This is a genomic window from Klebsiella sp. w6 (assembly GCF_033100215.1).
GTDB classification, from domain to species: domain Bacteria; phylum Pseudomonadota; class Gammaproteobacteria; order Enterobacterales; family Enterobacteriaceae; genus Klebsiella; species Klebsiella variicola.
Window position 1 is genome coordinate 276,784 of sequence record NZ_CP136907.1, and the last position, 18,667, is coordinate 295,450.

Here is an 18,667-nt window from a genome sequence, read left to right on the forward strand (position 1 = left end):
CGCCGGACGTGCGCTTCATTCACCCTTTTCAACAGGACAGCGCATATGACCAATCCATTACTGACGCCTTTTTCCCTGCCGCCTTTTTCTGCGATCAAACCGGAACACGTGGTCCCTGCGGTCACCAAAGCGCTGGATGATTGCCGGGCCGCGGTGGAAAGCGCGGTGGCGCACGGCGCGCCGTATAGCTGGGAAAATCTTTGCCAGCCGCTGGCGGAAGTGGACGATGTGCTGGGACGCATCTTCTCGCCAGTCAGCCATCTGAATTCGGTAAAAAACAGCCCGGAACTGCGCGAAGCTTACGAACAGACCCTGCCGCTGCTCTCCGAGTACAGTACCTGGGTTGGCCAGCATGAAGGGCTGTATAAAGCCTACCGCGACCTGCGCGATGGCGATAACTACGCCACGCTGAATACTGCGCAGAAAAAAGCGGTTGATAATGCGCTGCGCGATTTTGAATTATCCGGTATTGGCCTGCCGCCGGAGGCGCAGAAACGCTACGGTGAAATCGCCGCGCGCCTCTCTGAGCTGGGCAACCAGTACAGCAACAACGTCCTCGACGCCACCATGGGCTGGAACAAGCTGGTGACCGACGTCGCCGATCTGGCCGGTATGCCGGAAAGCGCGCTGGCCGCCGCTCAGGCTCAGGCCCAGGCGAAAGAGCAGGAAGGGTATCTGCTGACCCTGGATATCCCGAGCTACCTGCCGGTGATGACCTACTGCGACAACCAGGCGCTGCGCGAAGAGATGTACCGCGCCTACTCCACGCGTGCCTCCGATCAGGGGCCGAACGCCGGTAAATGGGATAACAGCCCGGTGATGGCGGAGATCCTCGCTCTGCGCCATGAGCTGGCGCAGCTGCTGGGCTTTGACAGCTATGCCTTTAAATCCCTCGCCACCAAAATGGCGGAGGATCCACAGCAGGTGCTCGACTTCCTCACCGACCTGGCAAAACGCGCCCGTCCGCAGGGCGAAAAAGAGCTGGCCCAGCTGCGTGCCTTCGCCAAAGCCGAGTTTGGCGTTGATGAACTGCAGCCGTGGGACATTGCCTACTACAGCGAAAAACAGAAGCAGCACCTCTACAGCATCAGCGATGAGCAGCTCCGCCCCTATTTCCCGGAAAACAAAGCCGTTAACGGCCTGTTCGAAGTGGTTAAGCGCATTTACGGCATTACCGCTAAAGAGCGTACCGATGTCGATGTGTGGCATCCGGAAGTGCGTTTCTTCGAGCTGTATGACGAAAATAACGAGCTGCGCGGCAGCTTCTATCTTGACCTGTATGCCCGCGAACATAAACGCGGCGGGGCGTGGATGGACGATTGCGTCGGTCAGATGCGTAAACTGGATGGTTCCCTGCAGAAGCCGGTCGCCTACCTGACCTGTAACTTCAACCGCCCGGTCAACGGCAAACCGGCGCTGTTCACCCACGACGAAGTGATTACCTTGTTCCACGAGTTCGGCCACGGTCTGCACCACATGCTGACCCGCATTGATACCGCCGGCGTTTCCGGCATCAGCGGGGTGCCGTGGGATGCAGTCGAACTGCCGAGCCAGTTTATGGAAAACTGGTGCTGGGAGCCGGAAGCGCTGGCCTTTATCTCCGGTCATTATGAAACCGGTGAACCGCTGCCGCAGGCGCTGCTGGAGAAAATGCTGGCGGCGAAAAACTACCAGGCGGCGATGTTTATTCTGCGCCAGCTGGAGTTCGGCCTGTTCGATTTCCGCCTGCATGCGGAATACAAGCCGGAGCAGGGGGCGAAAATTCTTGAGACCCTGGCCGAGATTAAAAAGCAGGTCGCTGTGGTGCCGGGCCCGACCTGGGGCCGTTTCCCGCATGCGTTCAGCCACATCTTCGCCGGCGGCTATGCGGCAGGTTACTACAGCTACCTGTGGGCCGACGTGCTGGCGGCAGACGCCTTCTCACGCTTCGAAGAAGAGGGGATTTTCAACCGCGAAACCGGTCAGTCGTTCCTCGACAATATCCTGAGCCGCGGCGGTTCCGAAGAGCCGATGGTGCTGTTCAAACGCTTCCGCGGCCGTGAGCCGCAGCTGGACGCGATGCTGGAGCACTACGGGATCAAGGGTTAAGTCTGCGGTGAAGATCTGCTTAATTGATGAAACAGGCGCCGGAGACGGCGCCTTATCTGTTTTAGCCGCCCGCTGGGGGCTGGAGCAGGATGAAGATAACCTGATGGCGCTGGTGCTGACGACGGAGCATCTGGAGCTGCGTAAGCGCGATGAGCCCAAACTTGGCGGCATCTTCGTCGACTTTGTCGGCGGGGCGATGGCCCACCGGCGCAAGTTTGGCGGCGGCCGCGGTGAAGCGGTCGCCAAAGCGGTGGGTATTAAAGGTGATTACCTGCCGGATGTCGTCGACGCCACCGCCGGGCTGGGACGCGATGCCTTCGTGCTGGCGTCGGTCGGTTGCCGCGTGCGAATGCTGGAGCGTAATCCGGTGGTCGCCGCGCTGCTCGACGATGGCCTGGCGCGCGGCTATGCCGATGCGGAAATTGGCGGCTGGCTGCAGGAGCGGCTGCAGCTGATCCACGCCTCCAGCCTGACGGCGCTGACCGATATCACCCCGCGTCCGCAGGTGGTGTACCTCGATCCGATGTTCCCGCATAAGCAGAAAAGCGCGCTGGTGAAGAAAGAGATGCGCGTCTTTCAGTCGCTGGTGGGGCCCGATTTAGACGCCGATGGCCTGCTGGCCCCGGCGCGCCAGCTGGCGACCAAACGGGTGGTGGTGAAGCGCCCGGATTACGCGCCGCCGCTGGCGGAGGTCGCCACGCCGAACGCGGTGGTGACCAAAGGGCATCGGTTTGATATTTACGCCGGTACGCCGGAGTAATATTACGCCGTGGTGGTATCTCCCGGATAGCGGCGCAACGCGCCTTATCCGGGCTACCGAATTGTCGCCCGGCTGAGTGTAGCGTAAGCCGGGAACCGCAATATCTGAACAAACGGCGCCAGCGCGGATCGGCCGTCTTAAACGGTTACTCGGCGCTGGCCGGGGTATTAATCATCCGGTTCAGCCACGGCACCATCAGCGCCATCACCACCGTGACGCCCAGCGTCACCAGGCCAATTTTACTGAACACATTGGTATAGACCGGCAAGGTCTGCAGCGGATCGGTGATGTTTTCCGGCACTGCGGTGAAGGTCGCCACATAGCCGCCCAGAAGGAACGCGGCGGCCTGGGTCAGAAACCACATCCCCAGAATAAAGCCCATCAGATGCTGCGGCACCAGTGCGGCAACCATCGCCAGCCCCAGGGCGCTGATCAGCAGTTCGCCCAGGCTCTGGAACAGATAGACCAGCACAATAAACCACGGCGAGGTTAATCCCTGGGCGTCGGCAAACCACATCCCGGCGGCTGCGGCGGTCAGGAAGCCCAGCGCGCAGAGCAACATCCCGAGGGTAAACTTCACCGGCATGGTCAGGTCTTTCCCTTTGTGACCGAGATGGGTGTAGATCGCCGCCAGCACCGGGCTGGCGACCACCACCCAGAAGGGATTGAGCGCCTGGAAGCTGACCGGGTTGATGGTAAAGCCCAGGATCTCATGATGGACGTTGTTGATGGCGAAGAAGTTTAGCGAGGTCGGCATCTGGGCATACAGAATGTAGAACAACACCGCCTCGATCATCAGGATAAAGGCGACGAACATTTTGTTGCGTCCGGTTTTATCGAGGCGAAACGCTTCGCGGAAAAAGAACGCAATGACCACGATCGACAGGACAATCAGCACCAGGTTGGCGACCATCACGTTATGCATCAGCCAGGCGCAGAGAAAAATCATTACCACCGTCCCGGCCAGCACCAGCGCCAGATTGCGCAGGCTGAGGGGGCGATGATCCGGCTCGGAGCCAATATCTTTCACCATCCCACGGCAGGCGAAGTAGACCAGCAGCGCGATAATCAGCCCCGCGCCGCACAGGTTATAGGTCACGGCATAGCCAAACTTTTCGGCGATCACCGGCGCCAGCGAGAGCGACAGCAGTGAACCGATGTTTATCGACATATAAAACAGGGTAAACGCCCCGTCGAGACGGGCGTCTTTAGGCGGATAGCATTTTGACAACAGGCTCGCCGGGTTGGCTTTAAACAAACCGTTGCCGACGGCGATGGTGCCGAGAGCGATAAAGATCAGCTGCGGTTTCAGCAGCGACATCCCGGTCATAAAGTAGCCGATAGCCAGCACAATGGCGCCGAGCACCAGCGTGCGTTTGGTCCCCAGCAGATGGTCGCCCACGTAGCCGCCGATGGAGATCAGCCCGTAAACCAGCGCCGCGAAGGCACCGAAGGTGATAAAGGCCTGTTCCTGAGAGAAGCCCAGCTGTTTGACAAAGAAGACCGCCAGGATCCCCTGAACGCCGTAATAGCCAAAACGTTCCCAGAGCTCCACAAAGAAGATCATGAAGAACGGACGTGGTTGCTGCAGCAAGCCCGTAGGTGCAGTTGTATTCATATTCCTTCGCCTTGTTTTACTTTCCCAAAAAGTATGAACGCGTATGCCAGAACGCGCCGAAAATGTCTGATAACTCGCCATGCTGCGGTTATTGGCTTAATGAATAGATTATTATATAGATGTTTTGGCGAATAACTGGTTGATCACACTAATTGAATGGCGATTTTATGGCTTTAATCTCTGCCATGCGGTGAGGGGAAAGCGAAAATAAAGACGCCCGCATCGGCGGGCGTCTTACGCGGATAAAACGGGACGGTTATTCGTCTTCTTCGTCGCGCAGCGGGACGATCAGCATGTCGACATGGACGGTGTTGATCAGCTGGCGGGCAGAGGACATCAGCTTGCTCCAGAAGTCCTGATGGTGGCCGCAGACCACCAGATCCATATCATATTTTTTAATCGCATCGACCAGCACCTGGCCGAGGTCGCCGCTGCCGCTCAGGGTCTCGGTGATCGGGTAGCCCGCGTTAGTGGAGAGCTCGGTCAGCGCGTGATGGGTCTCTTCGGAGATGCGTTTTTGCATGTCGCCGAGGTTAACGTCAATCAGCCCGGTGTAGAGGTCGGAGTAATTCACATCCACGTGGATCAGGGACACTTTTGCGTTATACGGGCGGGCCATAGAAACGGCTTTTTCAACCAGTACTTTACTCTCCGGGGACAGGTCTACTGCAATAAGAATATGTTTGTAAGCCATAGTGTTACTCCTTCCATAAGTTTGTCGATGACCATTGGACCTGACAGCTGGCGCTGCCGTTTCGCCCGCGTCCTGCGTGCTACATTCGCGGGAGGGTAGCCTTTAAGGACTTCATTGTAGAAGATATTTCCTACCTTATAGCGCCCCCCGCACTCCGTCAATGCACTGGGTTCACCTAAAAGTTAAACAAATTTATCCGTCTTACGTATTGATAACGAATAACCTTGTGGTAAAAAAATTAATGGATCTCCTACACTATTTAATGAGCCGGTCGGAAAAATAAATGTGATCGGAATCGCACTCTTTACGGTATCGTCGTGGGTTATTTGGGGAGCGGTAGCCGCGGAGGATTTCTCCGTGGGCGGGTCGCCGGGGAGGAGGTATGATCAGCACTATTGCGCTGTTTTGGGCCCTGTGTGTCGTTTGTGTGGTGAATATGGCACGCTACTTCTCATCGTTGCGTGCATTATTGGTGGTGCTACGTGGTTGCGATCCCTTGCTCTATCAGTATGTTGATGGCGGCGGCTTTTTTACCTCGCATGGGCAGCCCAGCAAACAGATGCGGCTGGTCTGGTATATCTACGCCCAGCGTTACCGTGACCATCACGATGATGAATTTATTCGTCGCTGCGAACGTGTCCGTCGTCAGTTTATCCTGACCAGCGCGCTGTGCGGTCTGGTGGTGGTGAGCCTGATTGCGCTGATGATCTGGCACTAACGACATCTTCGGGATAAAAAAACGGGCCAGCAAGCTGACCCGTTTTGATCGAATGACGTTTAAATCAGTTTCAGGGAGAGCCAGTAAAGGACGCCTGAAAGGATAATCGCTGCCGGAAGGGTCAACACCCAGGCCATCAGGATGCTGGTCACGGTCTTTTTCTGCAGACCACCGCCATCCACCAGCATTGTCCCCGCCACCGAGGAGGAGAGCACGTGGGTGGTGGAAACCGGCATTCCGGTGTAGCTCGCCAGACCGATAGAAACCGCTGCGGTCATCTGTGCCGACATCCCCTGAGCGTAGGTCATGCCCTTCTTACCAATCTTCTCGCCGATGGTGGTCGCCACGCGGCGCCAGCCGATCATGGTGCCGATACCTAACGCCAGCGCGACCGCCATAATAATCCAGATTGGCGCGTACTCGATGGTGCTCAGCATATCGGTTTTCAGTTTCTTCAGCAGACGCTGGTCGTCAGCGCTGACGTCCGGCAGCTTCGCCACTTTATCAGTGGTGTCGGAGATGCAGAGCATAATGCGACGCAGCTGACCGCGCTGATCCGGTGACAGTGAATCGTAGGTTTCAACGCCGGTCAGCATAGTCTTCACGCGGTCAAGCGCGTTGATAGTATTTGCTGGATGGCAATGAAACTCACCGTTGGCCGCGGTATTGGTATCCGGAGACGGAACCAGTTGGTCAACACCGGTGGCTTTCTTCAGCAGGTCAGGGCGCTGCTGAAAGAAGGTTTCCACGTTGTTGACCGCGTCGCGGGTACGAGTGATTTCGTAACCGGAGGCGTTCATATTCACCACGAAGCCCGCCGGGGCGACGCCAATCAGCACCAGCATCACCAGACCAATGCCTTTCTGCCCATCGTTGGCGCCGTGGGAGAACGACACGCCGATAGCGGACAGGATCAGGGCGATACGGGTCCAGAACGGCGGTTTTTTCTTACCGTCTTTCTTTTCACGTTCTGCGGGGGTCAGGTGGATACGCGCGCGTTTTTTGGTACCGCTCCAGTAGCGACGGAGAATGAAAATCAGGCCGCCCGCAATCACCAGACCGACGATCGGCGAGATGATAAGCGAAGCAAAAATGCCGATGACTTTCGGGATATTCAGCGCATCAACCACTGAAGTACCGGTCATCAGCGCATTGGTTAAACCAATACCGATGATGGCGCCAATCAGGGTGTGAGAACTGGAGGCCGGGAGGCCGAAATACCAGGTGCCGAGGTTCCAGATGATCGCCGCCAGCAGCATAGAGAACACCATGGCGAGGCCATGTGCGGAACCCATGTTAAGCAGCAGATCGGTGGGCAGCATATGCACAATGGCATAGGCTACGCTGAGACCGCCCAGCAGAACGCCGAAGAAGTTGAAGAGCGCCGCCATCGCCACAGCAAGCTGCGACCGCATTGCGCGAGTGTAGATAACCGTAGCCACCGCGTTTGCGGTATCATGGAAACCGTTAATCGCTTCGTAAAACAGTACAAAAGCTAAAGCAAGCAATAATAATAGTCCGGTATGTAAATCCAGACCGGCAAATAAATGTAGCATAGGACGTTACGCCATTTTGAGGACATGAACGCGGCGCATTATCAGTGACTTTAGCGGCGCGGGCAAAGTGAAATATAGACTTTTTTTGATTTTCTTCCTGTTTAGGTTTTACCCTGTTGGGAGTAATCCTATATCTTTCAATGATGTATCTAATGCGGGATTTTTCCCGCTGGTGTGACCAGAGTGAAATATTTACAAAACCCGACAATTGGGGAACGAGGAACGCGGTGTGGAAAGGTTTGATGCCATTGTCGTTGGCGCCGGAGCGGCGGGAATGTTTTGCGCAGCGCAGGCGGGCCAGCTCGGCTGCCGCGTCCTGCTGCTCGATAACGGCAAAAAGCCGGGACGAAAAATTCTGATGTCCGGCGGCGGCCGCTGCAACTTTACCAACATGTATGTTGAGCCGGCGGCCTATTTGAGCCAAAACCCGCATTTTTGCAAATCTGCCCTGGCGCGCTACACCCAGTGGGACTTTATCGAGCTGGTCGGCAAATATGGCATCGCCTGGCATGAGAAGACGCTCGGCCAGCTGTTTTGTGATGATTCGGCGGAGCAGATCGTCAATCTGCTGCTCGCGGAATGCGAAAAGGGCGACGTGCAGATCCGCCTGCGCAGCGAAATCCTCAGCGTCGAGCGAGATGAACAAGGCTACCGGCTACAGGTGAACGGCGAAACGCTGATGACCAAAAAGCTGGTGATTGCCTCCGGCGGTCTGTCGATGCCGGGGCTCGGCGCCTCGCCGTTTGGCTACAAGGTGGCCGAGCAGTTCGGCCTGAAGGTGCTGCCGACCCGCGCCGGGCTGGTGCCGTTTACCCTGCATAAGCCGCTGCTCGAGCAGCTTCAGGTGCTCTCCGGCGTTTCGGTGCCTTCTACCATTACCGCCGAGAACGGCACCCTGTTCCGCGAAAATCTGCTGTTTACCCATCGTGGCCTTTCCGGGCCGGCGGTGCTGCAGATATCCAGCTACTGGCAGCCCGGCGAGTTCGTCACTGTTAACTTGTTGCCGGACTGCAATCTTGAGGACTTCCTTAACGAGCAGCGCAGCGCGCATCCCAACCAGAGCCTGAAAAATACCCTGGCGATGCAGCTGCCGAAGCGGCTGGTGGAGTGTCTGCAGCAGCTGGGACAGATACCTGATGTGACACTGAAGCAACTGAACGTTCGCGATCAGCAGACGCTGGTGGAGACACTGACCGCCTGGCGCGTGCAGCCGAACGGCACCGAAGGCTACCGGACGGCGGAGGTGACCCTCGGCGGCGTGGATACCAACGAACTTTCGTCACGTACCATGGAGGCGCGTAAGGCGTCGGGTCTCTACTTTATCGGCGAAGTGATGGACGTCACCGGCTGGCTCGGCGGCTATAACTTCCAGTGGGCGTGGTCAAGCGCCTGGGCCTGCGCGCAGGCGCTGGTGGAAGGGTAATCCAAGGGCCCGGGTACTGTGGCACCCGGGCTTACTTGATCAGTTCAACCCAAGAAAATACTGGGCGATTTTGAAATAGATAATCAGCCCGGTGCCATCAATCAGCGTAGCGATAAACGGCGCGGAAACCACCGCCGGGTCGATGCCGATCCGCTTAAGCACCATCGGAATGATCGACGAGACAATCGCGCTCCACAGGGTAATACATACCAGCGTCAGGCTGACGATCAGCGTGATTTCCATGCCAATCCCCATCATCCAGGCGCGCAGGCAGCCCGCCAGACCCAGGGTCAGGGCAATCAGAAACGAGGTCGACACCTCTTTGCGGATCACCCGCCCCATATCGCGCAGCCGCACTTCCCCCAGCGCCATCGAGCGCACCAGCGTCGAGGTGATCTGCGTTCCGCTATTGCCGCCGGTGCCGATGAGCAGCGGAATAAAGAAGGCGAGGGCGATGGCCGATTCCAGCGCCTCTTCGAAATGCTGCAGCACGCTGCTGGTATAGGCTTCGGCCACGAACAGCAGCAATAGCCAGACCGAACGTTTCTTCCACAGCGTCCAGGGGCTGATCTCGAGGTACGGTTTTTCCAGCGGTAGCGTCGCCCCCTGCAGCTGGGCGTCTTCGGTGACGTCATCCTCCAGCAGATGGGCGATCTCCTTTTCCATCAGGCAGCCGACCAGCTCGCCTTTATCGACAACCGGTACCAGATCGAGGCCGCGCTCGGTGAGTTCGGCAATCACCTGCGGGCGCTCGTCGTCAGGTTTGACGCGAAACAGGCAGCTGTCCATCAGGTAGCGGATAGACTGCCCGACATCCCCTTCCTGCAGGAGCTTTTTGACCGACAGGCTGCCGCGCAGTTTCCTGCCGGCGACGACAAACACCTGGCCGGGAATATCATCACTGTCCAGCTGGGAGATAAAGTGTTCGCGCGCCTCATGGACGCTGAGATGTTCCTGCAGCGTAATAAAATCGGTACGCATGTACTGGGCGATCGCATCGCCGTCGAAGCCAGAGGTCGCCTGATGGGCGGCGCAGAGTTGAATGGAAGACATGATTAAAATCCCTATAAAAAATCACTCATAGGGGCGAACAAGACAGGGTTAGCGCAGGCAGATCCCTACGTCCTGGTTTTAGCACTGCATAACGTATCTGAACGGTCATGACCGCCAGAAGTTACCTTGGCAACACCTTGATTCGATGGAAGCCTGTATTTCCCTGAGTGGTCTCTCTCGATACCAACAGGGCGGTAACTTGTATTTATGCAGGAGCCTCGCCATAACGAGATCGTTAAATGAGGCGCCATTATTGGCGAAGAGGGATAATTCACAAAGCGTATAGTTTATGTGGTTTATCAACTGTTGATAAACCACCCAAGAATTTTCAAATAATTAATCATCCGCTAAACACTGCAAATGCCCATGCCGCACGCCGCGCTGGGCAATCACCTCGTCGGCAAAATGCTGTACCTCGGCCATGTCACCTTTCAGCACCGCAATCTCCAGGCAGTCGTCATGACTGATATGCACATGCAGCGTGGCGACGGAGAGATCGTGATGATGATGCTGGGTGGCCACCAGCCGGCTCGCCAGTTCGCGTTTCTCATGTTCATACACGTACGACAGGACGGCATACCCGCGCCGTGATTCCGGCGACGGAGGATCCTGGTTGAGGGCGTCGCGCAGAATATCGCGTACCGCCTCCGAGCGATTGTGGTAGCCACGGCGGGCGCTGAGCGCATCGAGGGCGGCCAGCAGGTCATCATCAAGGGTCAGGGTTACGCGCTGCATGGCATGGCCTCGTTTAGCAGAGTGGCAGGAAAAGGTGGCAGCACCGCGCGCTGCAGCGCCTGACCTGCAGGGGAGTGCAGGCGCAGCGGTAAGCTGACCGTCGCGGTTTCGACGATGCGCCCGTGCTCCATCACCAGCACTCGCTGGCAAAAGCGCTCCACCAGCCGCAGGTCGTGGGTGATAAACAGGCAGGCGGTGTCAAACTGCGCCTGCAGGCGCTTCAGCAGGGCGATAATCTCCGCCTGCAGCAGCAGATCAAGATTCGAAACCGCTTCATCCAGGATCAACAGCTGCGGCCGCACCGCCAGGGCGCGTGCCAGGCAGACGCGCTGCAGCTGCCCGCCGCTGAGCTGCGCCGGGCGCTTATCGAGCAGCGACGGCGCGAGGTCGACGGCCAGCAGCATCTCTTCCACCCGCCGCGAACGCGCCTCACGCGACAAGCGTAACAGATGGCGTAGCGGCTCGCTGACGATCTCGCGCACCGTTTTGCGCGGATTCACCGCGCTGAAGGCATCCTGAAATACCAGCTGAATATCACGGCGGAAGGCGCCGATGGCCTCGCCCTTGAGGGCAGTCAGCGGCGTGCCGCGCCAGGCAATATCACCGTGCTGCGGCGTTTCCAGACCCACCAGCATCCGCGCCAGGGTGCTTTTCCCACAGCCGCTGCGTCCGAGCAGGGCCACCGTTTCGCCGGGGGCGATGGCGAGATGGATCGCATGCAGGACCCTGCCGTGGTGAGGATAATCGTGACTCACTCCGGTGACGCTGAGTAAATTCATGGTGTTTTCTCCAGGCCGTACAGCGCCAGATGCGCGGCCAGCAGGCGCTGGCTGAGCGGGTGCCGCGGGGCGCTAAATAGCGTATTCACATCGCAGTGTTCAACGAGGCGACCGTTCTCCATGACCGTCACGTGATGCGCCAGCCGCGCCACGACGCCCATATCATGCGTCACCAGCAGCAGCCCCAGACCGCGCCTGGCGACGATATCCGCCAGCAGATCGAGAATGCGCGCCTGGGCGATGGCATCGAGATCGGTCGTCGGCTCGTCGGCGATGATAAAGGGCGCGCGGCTGAGCAGGGCGAGAGCGACCATCATCCGCTGCAGCATGCCGCCGCTCATCTCAAAGGGGTAGCGCTTCAGCAACGCCCGCGGATTGTCCAGACCGACCTCCTCCATCGCTGCCAGCAGCACGGCGTCATTTGTTTCACGACCCGCTGCCCGGCAGGTTTCCCGGGCGTGCGCGGCCATGGTCTGCAGTGGATTAAAGGCGCTGCGTGGGTTTTGCATGATGGTGGCAATAGTCGTGCCGCGCAGTTGTTCGCCGTGCACCGGAATGCCGTCGAGCAGCACCCGGCCGGCGGTTTGCCTGACGCCAGGCGGCAACATGCCCAGCGCGGCGGCGCAGGTCAGTGATTTTCCGCAGCCACTGCTGCCGAGCAGCGCCAGCACCTGCCCGCGGCGCAGGGTGAAGGAAACGTCGCTGACCAGCGGTCGGTCAGCGGCAAGCGAGATCTGTTCCAGTTGGATCTTCTGCGGCATCAGTGGCTATGCTCCGCGATCAGGTGGGGATCGAGACGATCGCGCAGCGCGTCGCCCAGCAGGTTAAAAGCCATCACGCTGATGAACAGCGCCAGCCCCGGCCAGACCATTTGCAGCGGCTGGGTCCAGATATACTGTCGGGCGTCGTTGATCATTACCCCCCATTCCGCCGTCGGCGCGCTGACGCCGAGACCGAGGAACGACATGCCGGCCACGTGAAGCATCATATGGCCGATATCCAGCGAGGCGAGCACCAGCAGCGAGGGGATCACCGCCCCGGCCAGATGGTCGCTGAACAGCCGCCACTGGCTGGCGCCGCTCAGTCGGGCGGCGAGGATAAATTCGCGCTGGCGCAGGGAAACCACCAGGTTACGCACCATTCTGGCATACCAGGCCCAGTGCGACAGCGCAATGGCGAGGATCACGTTGGTCAACCCGGTACCCAGCACCCCCACCATAAAGAACGACAGGATCGAGGTCGGAAAGGTCATAAACAGTTCGGCGAGGCGCATCAGGCCGCGGTCGGCGCGGCCGCCCAGCAGCCCGGCGCTGCCGCCGACCGCCAGACCGATCAGCAGCACCAGCAGCAGACAAGCCATCACCGCCCCCAGCGAAACGCGGGTGGCGGCCAGCAGGCGTGAGAAAATATCCCGGCCGAGATGATCGGTGCCGAGCCAGTGCGCTGCGCCCGGCGGTAGCAGCCGCTGCTGAAGGTCAATCGCCGCTGGATCCCAGGGCAGCCACCAGCCGCTGCCGATGGCGATGACTGCCAACAGCGCGATAACCAGCATGGCCAGTTTTACCGGCCAGCGAAAGCTTTGTAGCCATCTCATGCGCTCACCTCCTCGTGGCGGCGCAGGCGCGGGTCGAGCGCCGCGTTAAGCACATCTACCGCCAGATTAGCCAGCACGAACACCGTCACCATCATCAGGGTAAAGCACTGGATCACCGGGTAATCGCGATTGAAAATGGCGGAAACTGCGTAGCGGCCGACCCCGGGCCAGGCAAAGATATTTTCGATAATCATGGTGCCGCCGATCAGCTCGCCAATGTGCATGCCCATGGCGGTCACCACCGGCAGGGTGGCATTGCGCAGGATATGTCGGCGCTCCACCTGGCGCGCGCTCAATCCGCGTAGCCGCGCCCATATCACGTGACGCTGGCTGGCGGCGTCCAGCATGCTGGCGCGCAGCAGGCGGGCGTTGATCGCCAGCGACATAAAGGCGATGGAGACGGCGGGCAAAATCAGGTGCTGCCAGTCGCCATACCCCATCGCCGGGAGCCACTGCAGATGCACGGAAAAGAGCATCACCAGCAGAAAGGCCAGCCAGAAGTTCGGCATTGAGACGCCAAGAAAGGCAATCAGCCGTACCACATAGTCCGGCAGGCGATCGCGATGGCGCGCCGCCCAGATGCCCAGCGGCAGGGAGGTGACGAGGATCAGCGCCAGCGCCGCGCCGGTGAGCAGCAGGGTGGCTGGCAGGAAGTGCAGCAGGTCATCCAGCACCGGGCGCTGGGTGGCATAGGAGAGACCGAAATCCAGGTGCAGCGCCCGCCACAGCCAGTGCAGATACTGCATCGCCAGCGGCTGGTTGAGCCCCAGCAGCTCGCGGGTCGAGGCAACCATCTCTTCAGTGGGCGGCAGGTTCGACAGGCGTAAATAATCCAGCGCCGGGTCACCGGTGCCGAGCCGCAGCAGCAGAAAGATGATGGCGGAGGCGGCGAGCAGCAGCGGGATCAGCAGCAGCAGGCGGCGTAAAATATAGCGTAGCATTATGGCGTTACCGGGTTAATCTGATCGAAAGGGATCTCGGTGGTCACCGGGGCGAACGGGATCTCCCCGACCTCCTGGTGCGCAACCGACATCAGCGAGACATAGCTGATGGGCAGATACACCGCGTCCTGATGCAGGCGGGTCAGCACATCGTGGTACAGTTTTCTCCGCAGCGCCTCGTCCCCCGTGGTCAGTACTTCGCTAATCTCTTTATCAATCAGCGCCTTGTCCGGCAGGCCTCGCTGGGCCTGGTAATCCGCATGCGACGGGACGCGCATCGAGCTTAAAAAGGCATGCGGATCGTAGGGCGCGCCCCAGGTGCGATTGAAGATCATACCGAAGCGGCCTTCGCGCTGGCGGGCGTAAATGCTGCTCTCCTCCTCACCCACCAGGGTGACCTGGACGCCGACCTGCCGCAGATTGGCCTGAATAATTTCGGCCATTGATTTAGCCAGCGCGTCGGTGCCGATAAACGCCAGCTCAATCGCCAGCGGTTGCCCGGCTTTTTGTCGCCAGGGCTGGCCATCCGGCTGCTGCCAGCCAGCCTGCTCCAGCAGGGCGCGGGCTTTTGCCGGATCGTAACGGCGCGGCGTCAGATCCTGCGGCGCGTAGGGGACCGAGGGGGCAAACAGGGTGTCGGCAACCTGCTGGGTGCCATACAACACGCTATCGACAAGGGTCTGTTTATCGACGGCGTAGTTGAGCGCCTCACGAACCGCCTGCTCGCGGGTCGGGCCCTGGCTGGCGTTCAGCGCCAGCATCACCGTTTCCACCGGGGCGGACAGGCGCGCCACGTAGCCGGGGTGATGGCGAAAGCGTTCGAAGGTGTCCAGCGGCAGCAGCCCTTCGTCACCGTAGAGCATATCGATTTCCCCGGTTTCGAACGCCACCGCCCGGCTGGTAGCGTCGGGGATCACCTTGATGGTGATTTGCTGCAGTGCCGGTTTGCGACCCCAGTAGCGCTCATTGCGTACCAGCACATCGCGCTGATTGAGCTGCGAGCTCGCCAGTCGCCACGGACCGGTGCCGATCGGGGCTTTAATGCCCCTGGCGGTGCCGCCATCGATAAACTGCGAGGGCGCGATGAAGCGGAACGGGCGGGGCAGGGCCAGCTCTTGTAGTAAGGGCGCGTAGGCGCTTTTCAGAGTGATCTGCAACTCAGTGGCGCTGAGCGCCCGCACGTCGGTGATCTGGTTGGCGAGCTCAAGCCAGGCATGGCGTTGGCGGTTGGCCAGCACCGCCTGGAAATTGGCCGCCGCGGCCTGGGCGTTAAACGGTTCGCCATTGGAGAAGGTCACATCGTCGCGCAGGGTGAACCACCAGGTTTTACCATCGGCGGCGTGACGCCAGCGGGTCGCCAGCCAGGGCTGTACGCTGCCGTCAGCCTGATACTTCACCAGCGGTTCATAGACCATGCTTTGGGCAAACATCTGGTTGGGTGTATAGAGATGGGGATTCAGCGGGCCGACGTTAACCGGCCAGGCGGTGGTGAGCTGGTGCGGCGCGGCCTGAGCCAGTAAAGGGACGCAGGCAACCAGCGCCAGCAGGGTGAGGCGGATAGTAGACAAGACGGTGATCTCAGCGACAGGAAAGTATGACGATTTTAGTGATTCATCATACTTTGGGAGTAACCTGGATCAATATTGCGCCGGAAAGTATAAGAAAATCGTATCATTACACGCGGGCGGTAAACACCGCCTGCGCTTCTCAGGGCGCCCGGAATAAGCCCAGCAGCGTGGCTACCTGCTCGTCGATCGGCGCCAGGTCCCGCTTAACGATCAGGTGCAGCGGCGTCGCGCGGCGCGCGCCGTGGCTGAGGGGCAGCCGCTTCAGCACGCCCTGGTCGAGATGGGGGCGAATGCGCTCTTCCGGCAGCCAGCCGAACCCGACCTGATACATCACCGCATCAATGGCGGCGTCAATGGTGGAGAAGGTCCAGGCGTCACGCGTCGCCTGGCCATCGCCGGTCTGATCGGCAATGCGCACCAGCGGCCACGGCGCCAGCGTGCTGTCCTCCAGCGGCCCGTCGAGCGTGGCGAGAGGGTGGTCGCGGTGGGCGACGGCGATAAAATCAATATTCATCAGCCACTCTCCACGGCCGGTAATATCCTGGCGGCGGGTCAGCACCATCACATCAGCTTCCGTCCGCGCCGCGCTCTCGTCATCAACGTTTTCCAGCACTTCGGTGAGTCTGACCTGGGTCTGCGGATAGCGCTGCTGAAACTGGCGCAGAATGGCGAATAGTCGCTGACGAGGGAAAATGCTGTCGACCACCAGATCCAGGCGGGTACGCGCCCCGTTGCGTAAGGTGGCGGCGTGGGTCTCGACGTAGGCGAAGGCCTGCAGCAGCGGTTTGACCTGATTCAGCAGCAGTTCGCCGGCCGGGGTCAGCACCGCCCGCCGGCCGGACGGCGCCAGCAGCGCCACGCCTAAGCGCTCCTGCAGCAGCGCGAGGTTATAGCTCACCGAAGACTGACTGCGGTTGGTCTCCTCCGCCGCTCTGGCAAAGCTCCCCAATTCCACTACCTTTTCGAGTAACGCCCACTGCTCCAGGGTTGTCTTGTGCATAATCAATCTAAAATTTGGATGTATTTAATCCAAACATAGCGTTATTCATTCATTTTTTAAAGACGTATGCTGTCCTCAACAAAACAGAGGAGAATAAATGATGAGCACTTTCGACAAACATGACCTCAGCGGCTTTATCGGTAAACATCTGGTCTATACCTACGACAACGGCTGGAACTACGAGATTTACGTCAAAAATGGCCACACCCTCGACTACCGTATTCACAGCGGCATCGTCGGCAATCGCTGGGTGAAAGATCAGGAAGCGTACATCGTGCGGGTGGGGGAAAGTATCTACAAAATCTCCTGGACCGAACCGACCGGCACCGACGTCAGCCTGATCGTCAACCTGGGCGACAAACTGTTCCACGGCACCATTTTCTTCCCGCGCTGGATCATGAATAACCCGGAAAAAACCGTCTGCTTCCAGAACGACCATATTCCGCTGATGAATTCGTACCGTGATGCCGGCCCGGCCTATCCAACGGAAGTGATTGACGAGTTCGCCACTATCACCTTCATTCGCGACTGTGGCGCCGATAATGACGAGGTCATTAATTGCCCGGCGAGCGAATTACCTGCGGATTTTCCTGCAAATTTGTAATTCAGCAGAAATAACTTTGTGATCTGCGCTAACATTTTGTCATTAAGCGTGACGATCGCTAATTTAAGTATTGTGTATTGGTTTAATTCCCGTTTACTTTTTGCTATTGCGTTCCTGTTTCTTGCCGCTTAACAGGAACGCTTTCCTGTCATACCCCTGCCATAAAAAATTCCTATCATACTGTTTAGTAATGAGTTATTACTTATTCTGAGAAAATATTAATTTCTTAATATTATCCTAAGCAAGGTCGACTACATTAATAGTGGTCGAAATACCCTGAAATGGAATGCCGCGCTGAACTCACTTCATTTTAATTTCGTTTAAGTCCGCAGGCGCAGGATATTTTATTCTAACGACCCTGATTTGTGCGTGGGTCAACTACAGAACAGGATGATGATGAGCGATTTTTTGCCGTTTTCGCGCCCGTCGATGGGCGACGCAGAGCTGGCTGCGCTGCGTGAAGTTTTAGCGTCGGGCTGGATCACCACCGGACCGAAGAATCAGGCACTCGAAGCGGCATTCTGCCAGCTGACCGGCAACCGCCACGCGATTGCCGTCAGTTCAGCGACCGGCGGGATGCATGTGACCCTGATGGCGCTGGGTATTGGCCCCGGCGATGAAGTCATTACGCCGTCCCAGACCTGGGTCTCCACTCTCAATATGATCTGCCTGCTGGGCGCTACGCCGGTGATGATCGATGTCGATAACGACAATCTGATGATTACCCCTGACGCGGTGGAAGCGGCGATCACTTCGCGTACCAAAGCGATAATTCCCGTGCACTACGCGGGCGCGCCAGCCGACATCGACGCCATTCGCGCGGTGGGCGAGCGCCACGGCATTCCGGTGATTGAAGATGCCGCCCATGCGGCGGGTACCCATTATAAAGGCCGCCACATTGGCTGGCAGGGGACCGCCATTTTCTCGTTCCACGCGATCAAGAACATGACCTGCGCCGAAGGCGGGCTGATTGTCACCGACGACGACGAGCTGGCCTCCCGTATCCGCAGTCTGAAATTCCATGGTCTGGGCGTGGACGCCTATGATCGTCAGACCCACGGCCGCGCGCCGCAGGCGGAGGTGATCACCCCGGGCTTCAAGTACAACCTTGCCGATATCAACGCCGCTCTGGCGCTGGTCCAGCTGGAAAAACTGAGCCACGCCAATCAGCGCCGGACGGAGATTGCCCAGCGCTACCTGCGCGAGCTGGCGGACACGCCGTTTAAACCGCTGACCGTCCCGGCATGGGATCACCAGCACGCCTGGCACTTGTTTATCATCCGCGTCGATGAGGCCGCATGCGGCATCAGCCGCGACGCGCTGATGGAAAAGCTGAAGGCGATGGGTATCGGCACGGGTCTGCATTTCCGTGCGGCTCATACGCAAAAATATTACCGCGAGCGCTTCCCTGAGGTTTCCCTGCCAAATACCGAATGGAACAGCGCCCGCATCTGTTCTCTCCCGTTGTTCCCGGACATGACCGATGACGATGTCACTCGCGTCATTTCCGCACTGCGCCAGCTGTCAGGACGTTGA

17 protein-coding genes and 1 riboswitch are annotated in these 18,667 nt (G+C 58.8%); of the genes, 6 read left to right on the top strand and 11 right to left on the bottom strand.

Annotated elements, in window-relative coordinates; translation table 11 throughout:
- Positions 1-45 precede the first annotated feature (45 nt).
- Together prlC and rsmJ are read left to right on the top strand one after the other, a co-directional pair.
- Positions 46-2,088 (top strand): oligopeptidase A, encoded by a 2,043-nt coding sequence (gene prlC, locus R0140_RS01265; protein WP_117122378.1) that lies wholly within the window; start codon positions 46-48, stop codon positions 2,086-2,088.
- Positions 2,089-2,095: 7 nt separating this feature from the next.
- The gene (gene rsmJ / locus R0140_RS01270; protein WP_012540366.1) at positions 2,096-2,848 is read left to right on the top strand and encodes a 16S rRNA (guanine(1516)-N(2))-methyltransferase RsmJ; all 753 of its coding nucleotides are present in this window, start codon (positions 2,096-2,098) and stop codon (positions 2,846-2,848) included.
- A gap of 145 nt (positions 2,849-2,993) precedes the next feature.
- On the opposite strand, the gene dtpB is transcribed toward rsmJ, so the two are convergent.
- Positions 2,994-4,442 carry a dipeptide/tripeptide permease DtpB gene (gene dtpB, locus R0140_RS01275; RefSeq protein WP_194388802.1) on the bottom strand — a complete coding sequence of 483 codons (1,449 nt, stop codon included), beginning with the start codon at positions 4,440-4,442 and terminating at the stop codon, positions 2,994-2,996.
- A gap of 280 nt (positions 4,443-4,722) precedes the next feature.
- Entirely contained in the window at positions 4,723-5,160 is a 438-nt protein-coding gene (gene uspA, locus R0140_RS01280; RefSeq protein ID WP_004145166.1) for a universal stress protein UspA, read from the bottom strand.
- 382 nt (positions 5,161-5,542) lie between these two features.
- Between uspA and uspB the strand changes: the two genes are divergently transcribed.
- A complete protein-coding gene (gene uspB, locus R0140_RS01285) occupies positions 5,543-5,878 on the top strand; it encodes a universal stress protein UspB (protein ID WP_002921203.1) in 336 nt (111 codons plus the stop codon).
- Between the two features lie 59 nt (positions 5,879-5,937).
- Here uspB and pitA read toward each other — a convergent pair whose 3' ends face one another.
- Positions 5,938-7,434: an inorganic phosphate transporter PitA gene (pitA, locus tag R0140_RS01290; RefSeq protein WP_008806938.1), complete on the bottom strand. Its 1,497-nt coding sequence runs from the start codon at positions 7,432-7,434 to the stop codon at positions 5,938-5,940.
- 229 nt (positions 7,435-7,663) lie between these two features.
- Here pitA and R0140_RS01295 point away from each other — a divergent pair, with 229 nt between their 5' ends.
- Positions 7,664-8,857 (top strand): BaiN/RdsA family NAD(P)/FAD-dependent oxidoreductase, encoded by a 1,194-nt coding sequence (locus R0140_RS01295; RefSeq protein WP_012967106.1) that lies wholly within the window; start codon positions 7,664-7,666, stop codon positions 8,855-8,857.
- 39 nt (positions 8,858-8,896) lie between these two features.
- On the opposite strand, the gene R0140_RS01300 is transcribed toward R0140_RS01295, so the two are convergent.
- The 8 genes from R0140_RS01300 to R0140_RS01335 form a co-directional block, all read right to left on the bottom strand.
- Positions 8,897-9,910: a magnesium transporter gene (locus R0140_RS01300; protein WP_012540371.1), complete on the bottom strand. Its 1,014-nt coding sequence runs from the start codon at positions 9,908-9,910 to the stop codon at positions 8,897-8,899.
- A gap of 56 nt (positions 9,911-9,966) precedes the next feature.
- Positions 9,967-10,148, bottom strand: a riboswitch (M-box (ykoK) riboswitch).
- A 98-nt stretch (positions 10,149-10,246) separates the two neighbouring features.
- Positions 10,247-10,645 (bottom strand): nickel-responsive transcriptional regulator NikR, encoded by a 399-nt coding sequence (gene nikR, locus R0140_RS01305; protein ID WP_016161926.1) that lies wholly within the window; start codon positions 10,643-10,645, stop codon positions 10,247-10,249.
- Entirely contained in the window at positions 10,633-11,424 is a 792-nt protein-coding gene (nikE, locus tag R0140_RS01310; protein WP_008806945.1) for a nickel import ATP-binding protein NikE, read from the bottom strand. Before nikE ends, nikR begins: the two co-directional genes overlap by 13 nt.
- The gene (locus tag R0140_RS01315; protein WP_008806946.1) at positions 11,421-12,185 is read right to left on the bottom strand and encodes a nickel import ATP-binding protein NikD; all 765 of its coding nucleotides are present in this window, start codon (positions 12,183-12,185) and stop codon (positions 11,421-11,423) included. Before R0140_RS01315 ends, nikE begins: the two co-directional genes overlap by 4 nt.
- Complete coding sequence (gene nikC / locus R0140_RS01320; protein ID WP_012967107.1) at positions 12,185-13,018, bottom strand: nickel ABC transporter permease subunit NikC; 834 nt, start codon at positions 13,016-13,018, stop codon at positions 12,185-12,187. Before nikC ends, R0140_RS01315 begins: the two co-directional genes overlap by 1 nt.
- Complete coding sequence (gene nikB / locus R0140_RS01325; RefSeq protein WP_016161924.1) at positions 13,015-13,959, bottom strand: nickel ABC transporter permease subunit NikB; 945 nt, start codon at positions 13,957-13,959, stop codon at positions 13,015-13,017. Before nikB ends, nikC begins: the two co-directional genes overlap by 4 nt.
- Entirely contained in the window at positions 13,959-15,527 is a 1,569-nt protein-coding gene (gene nikA, locus R0140_RS01330) for a nickel ABC transporter substrate-binding protein (protein ID WP_016161923.1), read from the bottom strand. The genes nikB and nikA overlap by 1 nt, the downstream gene beginning before the upstream one ends.
- Positions 15,528-15,666: 139 nt before the next feature.
- Positions 15,667-16,527: a LysR family transcriptional regulator gene (locus R0140_RS01335; RefSeq protein WP_008806950.1), complete on the bottom strand. Its 861-nt coding sequence runs from the start codon at positions 16,525-16,527 to the stop codon at positions 15,667-15,669.
- 97 nt (positions 16,528-16,624) lie between these two features.
- Between R0140_RS01335 and R0140_RS01340 the strand changes: the two genes are divergently transcribed.
- Together R0140_RS01340 and arnB are read left to right on the top strand one after the other, a co-directional pair.
- Positions 16,625-17,131, top strand: a complete 507-nt coding sequence (locus R0140_RS01340; protein WP_012540376.1) for a phenolic acid decarboxylase — start codon at positions 16,625-16,627, stop codon at positions 17,129-17,131.
- A 396-nt stretch (positions 17,132-17,527) separates the two neighbouring features.
- Positions 17,528-18,667 carry a UDP-4-amino-4-deoxy-L-arabinose aminotransferase gene (gene arnB, locus R0140_RS01345; RefSeq protein WP_012540377.1) on the top strand — a complete coding sequence of 380 codons (1,140 nt, stop codon included), beginning with the start codon at positions 17,528-17,530 and terminating at the stop codon, positions 18,665-18,667.

Bases quoted from the DNA above. Each gene is read 5' to 3' on its own strand.
- nikR (WP_016161926.1), bottom strand. From the start codon at position 10,645: ATGCAGCGCGTAACCCTGACCCTTGATGATGACCTGCTGGCCGCCCTC.
- uspB (WP_002921203.1), top strand. From the start codon at position 5,543: ATGATCAGCACTATTGCGCTGTTTTGGGCCCTGTGTGTCGTTTGTGTG.
- nikE (WP_008806945.1), bottom strand. From the start codon at position 11,424: ATGAATTTACTCAGCGTCACCGGAGTGAGTCACGATTATCCTCACCAC.
- nikB (WP_016161924.1), bottom strand. From the start codon at position 13,959: ATGCTACGCTATATTTTACGCCGCCTGCTGCTGCTGATCCCGCTGCTG.
- R0140_RS01340 (WP_012540376.1), top strand. From the start codon at position 16,625: ATGATGAGCACTTTCGACAAACATGACCTCAGCGGCTTTATCGGTAAA.
- uspA (WP_004145166.1), bottom strand. From the start codon at position 5,160: ATGGCTTACAAACATATTCTTATTGCAGTAGACCTGTCCCCGGAGAGT.
- R0140_RS01300 (WP_012540371.1), bottom strand. From the start codon at position 9,910: ATGTCTTCCATTCAACTCTGCGCCGCCCATCAGGCGACCTCTGGCTTC.
- prlC (WP_117122378.1), top strand. From the start codon at position 46: ATGACCAATCCATTACTGACGCCTTTTTCCCTGCCGCCTTTTTCTGCG.
- arnB (WP_012540377.1), top strand. From the start codon at position 17,528: ATGAGCGATTTTTTGCCGTTTTCGCGCCCGTCGATGGGCGACGCAGAG.
- R0140_RS01315 (WP_008806946.1), bottom strand. From the start codon at position 12,185: ATGCCGCAGAAGATCCAACTGGAACAGATCTCGCTTGCCGCTGACCGA.
- nikC (WP_012967107.1), bottom strand. From the start codon at position 13,018: ATGAGATGGCTACAAAGCTTTCGCTGGCCGGTAAAACTGGCCATGCTG.
- pitA (WP_008806938.1), bottom strand. From the start codon at position 7,434: ATGCTACATTTATTTGCCGGTCTGGATTTACATACCGGACTATTATTA.
- R0140_RS01335 (WP_008806950.1), bottom strand. From the start codon at position 16,527: ATGCACAAGACAACCCTGGAGCAGTGGGCGTTACTCGAAAAGGTAGTG.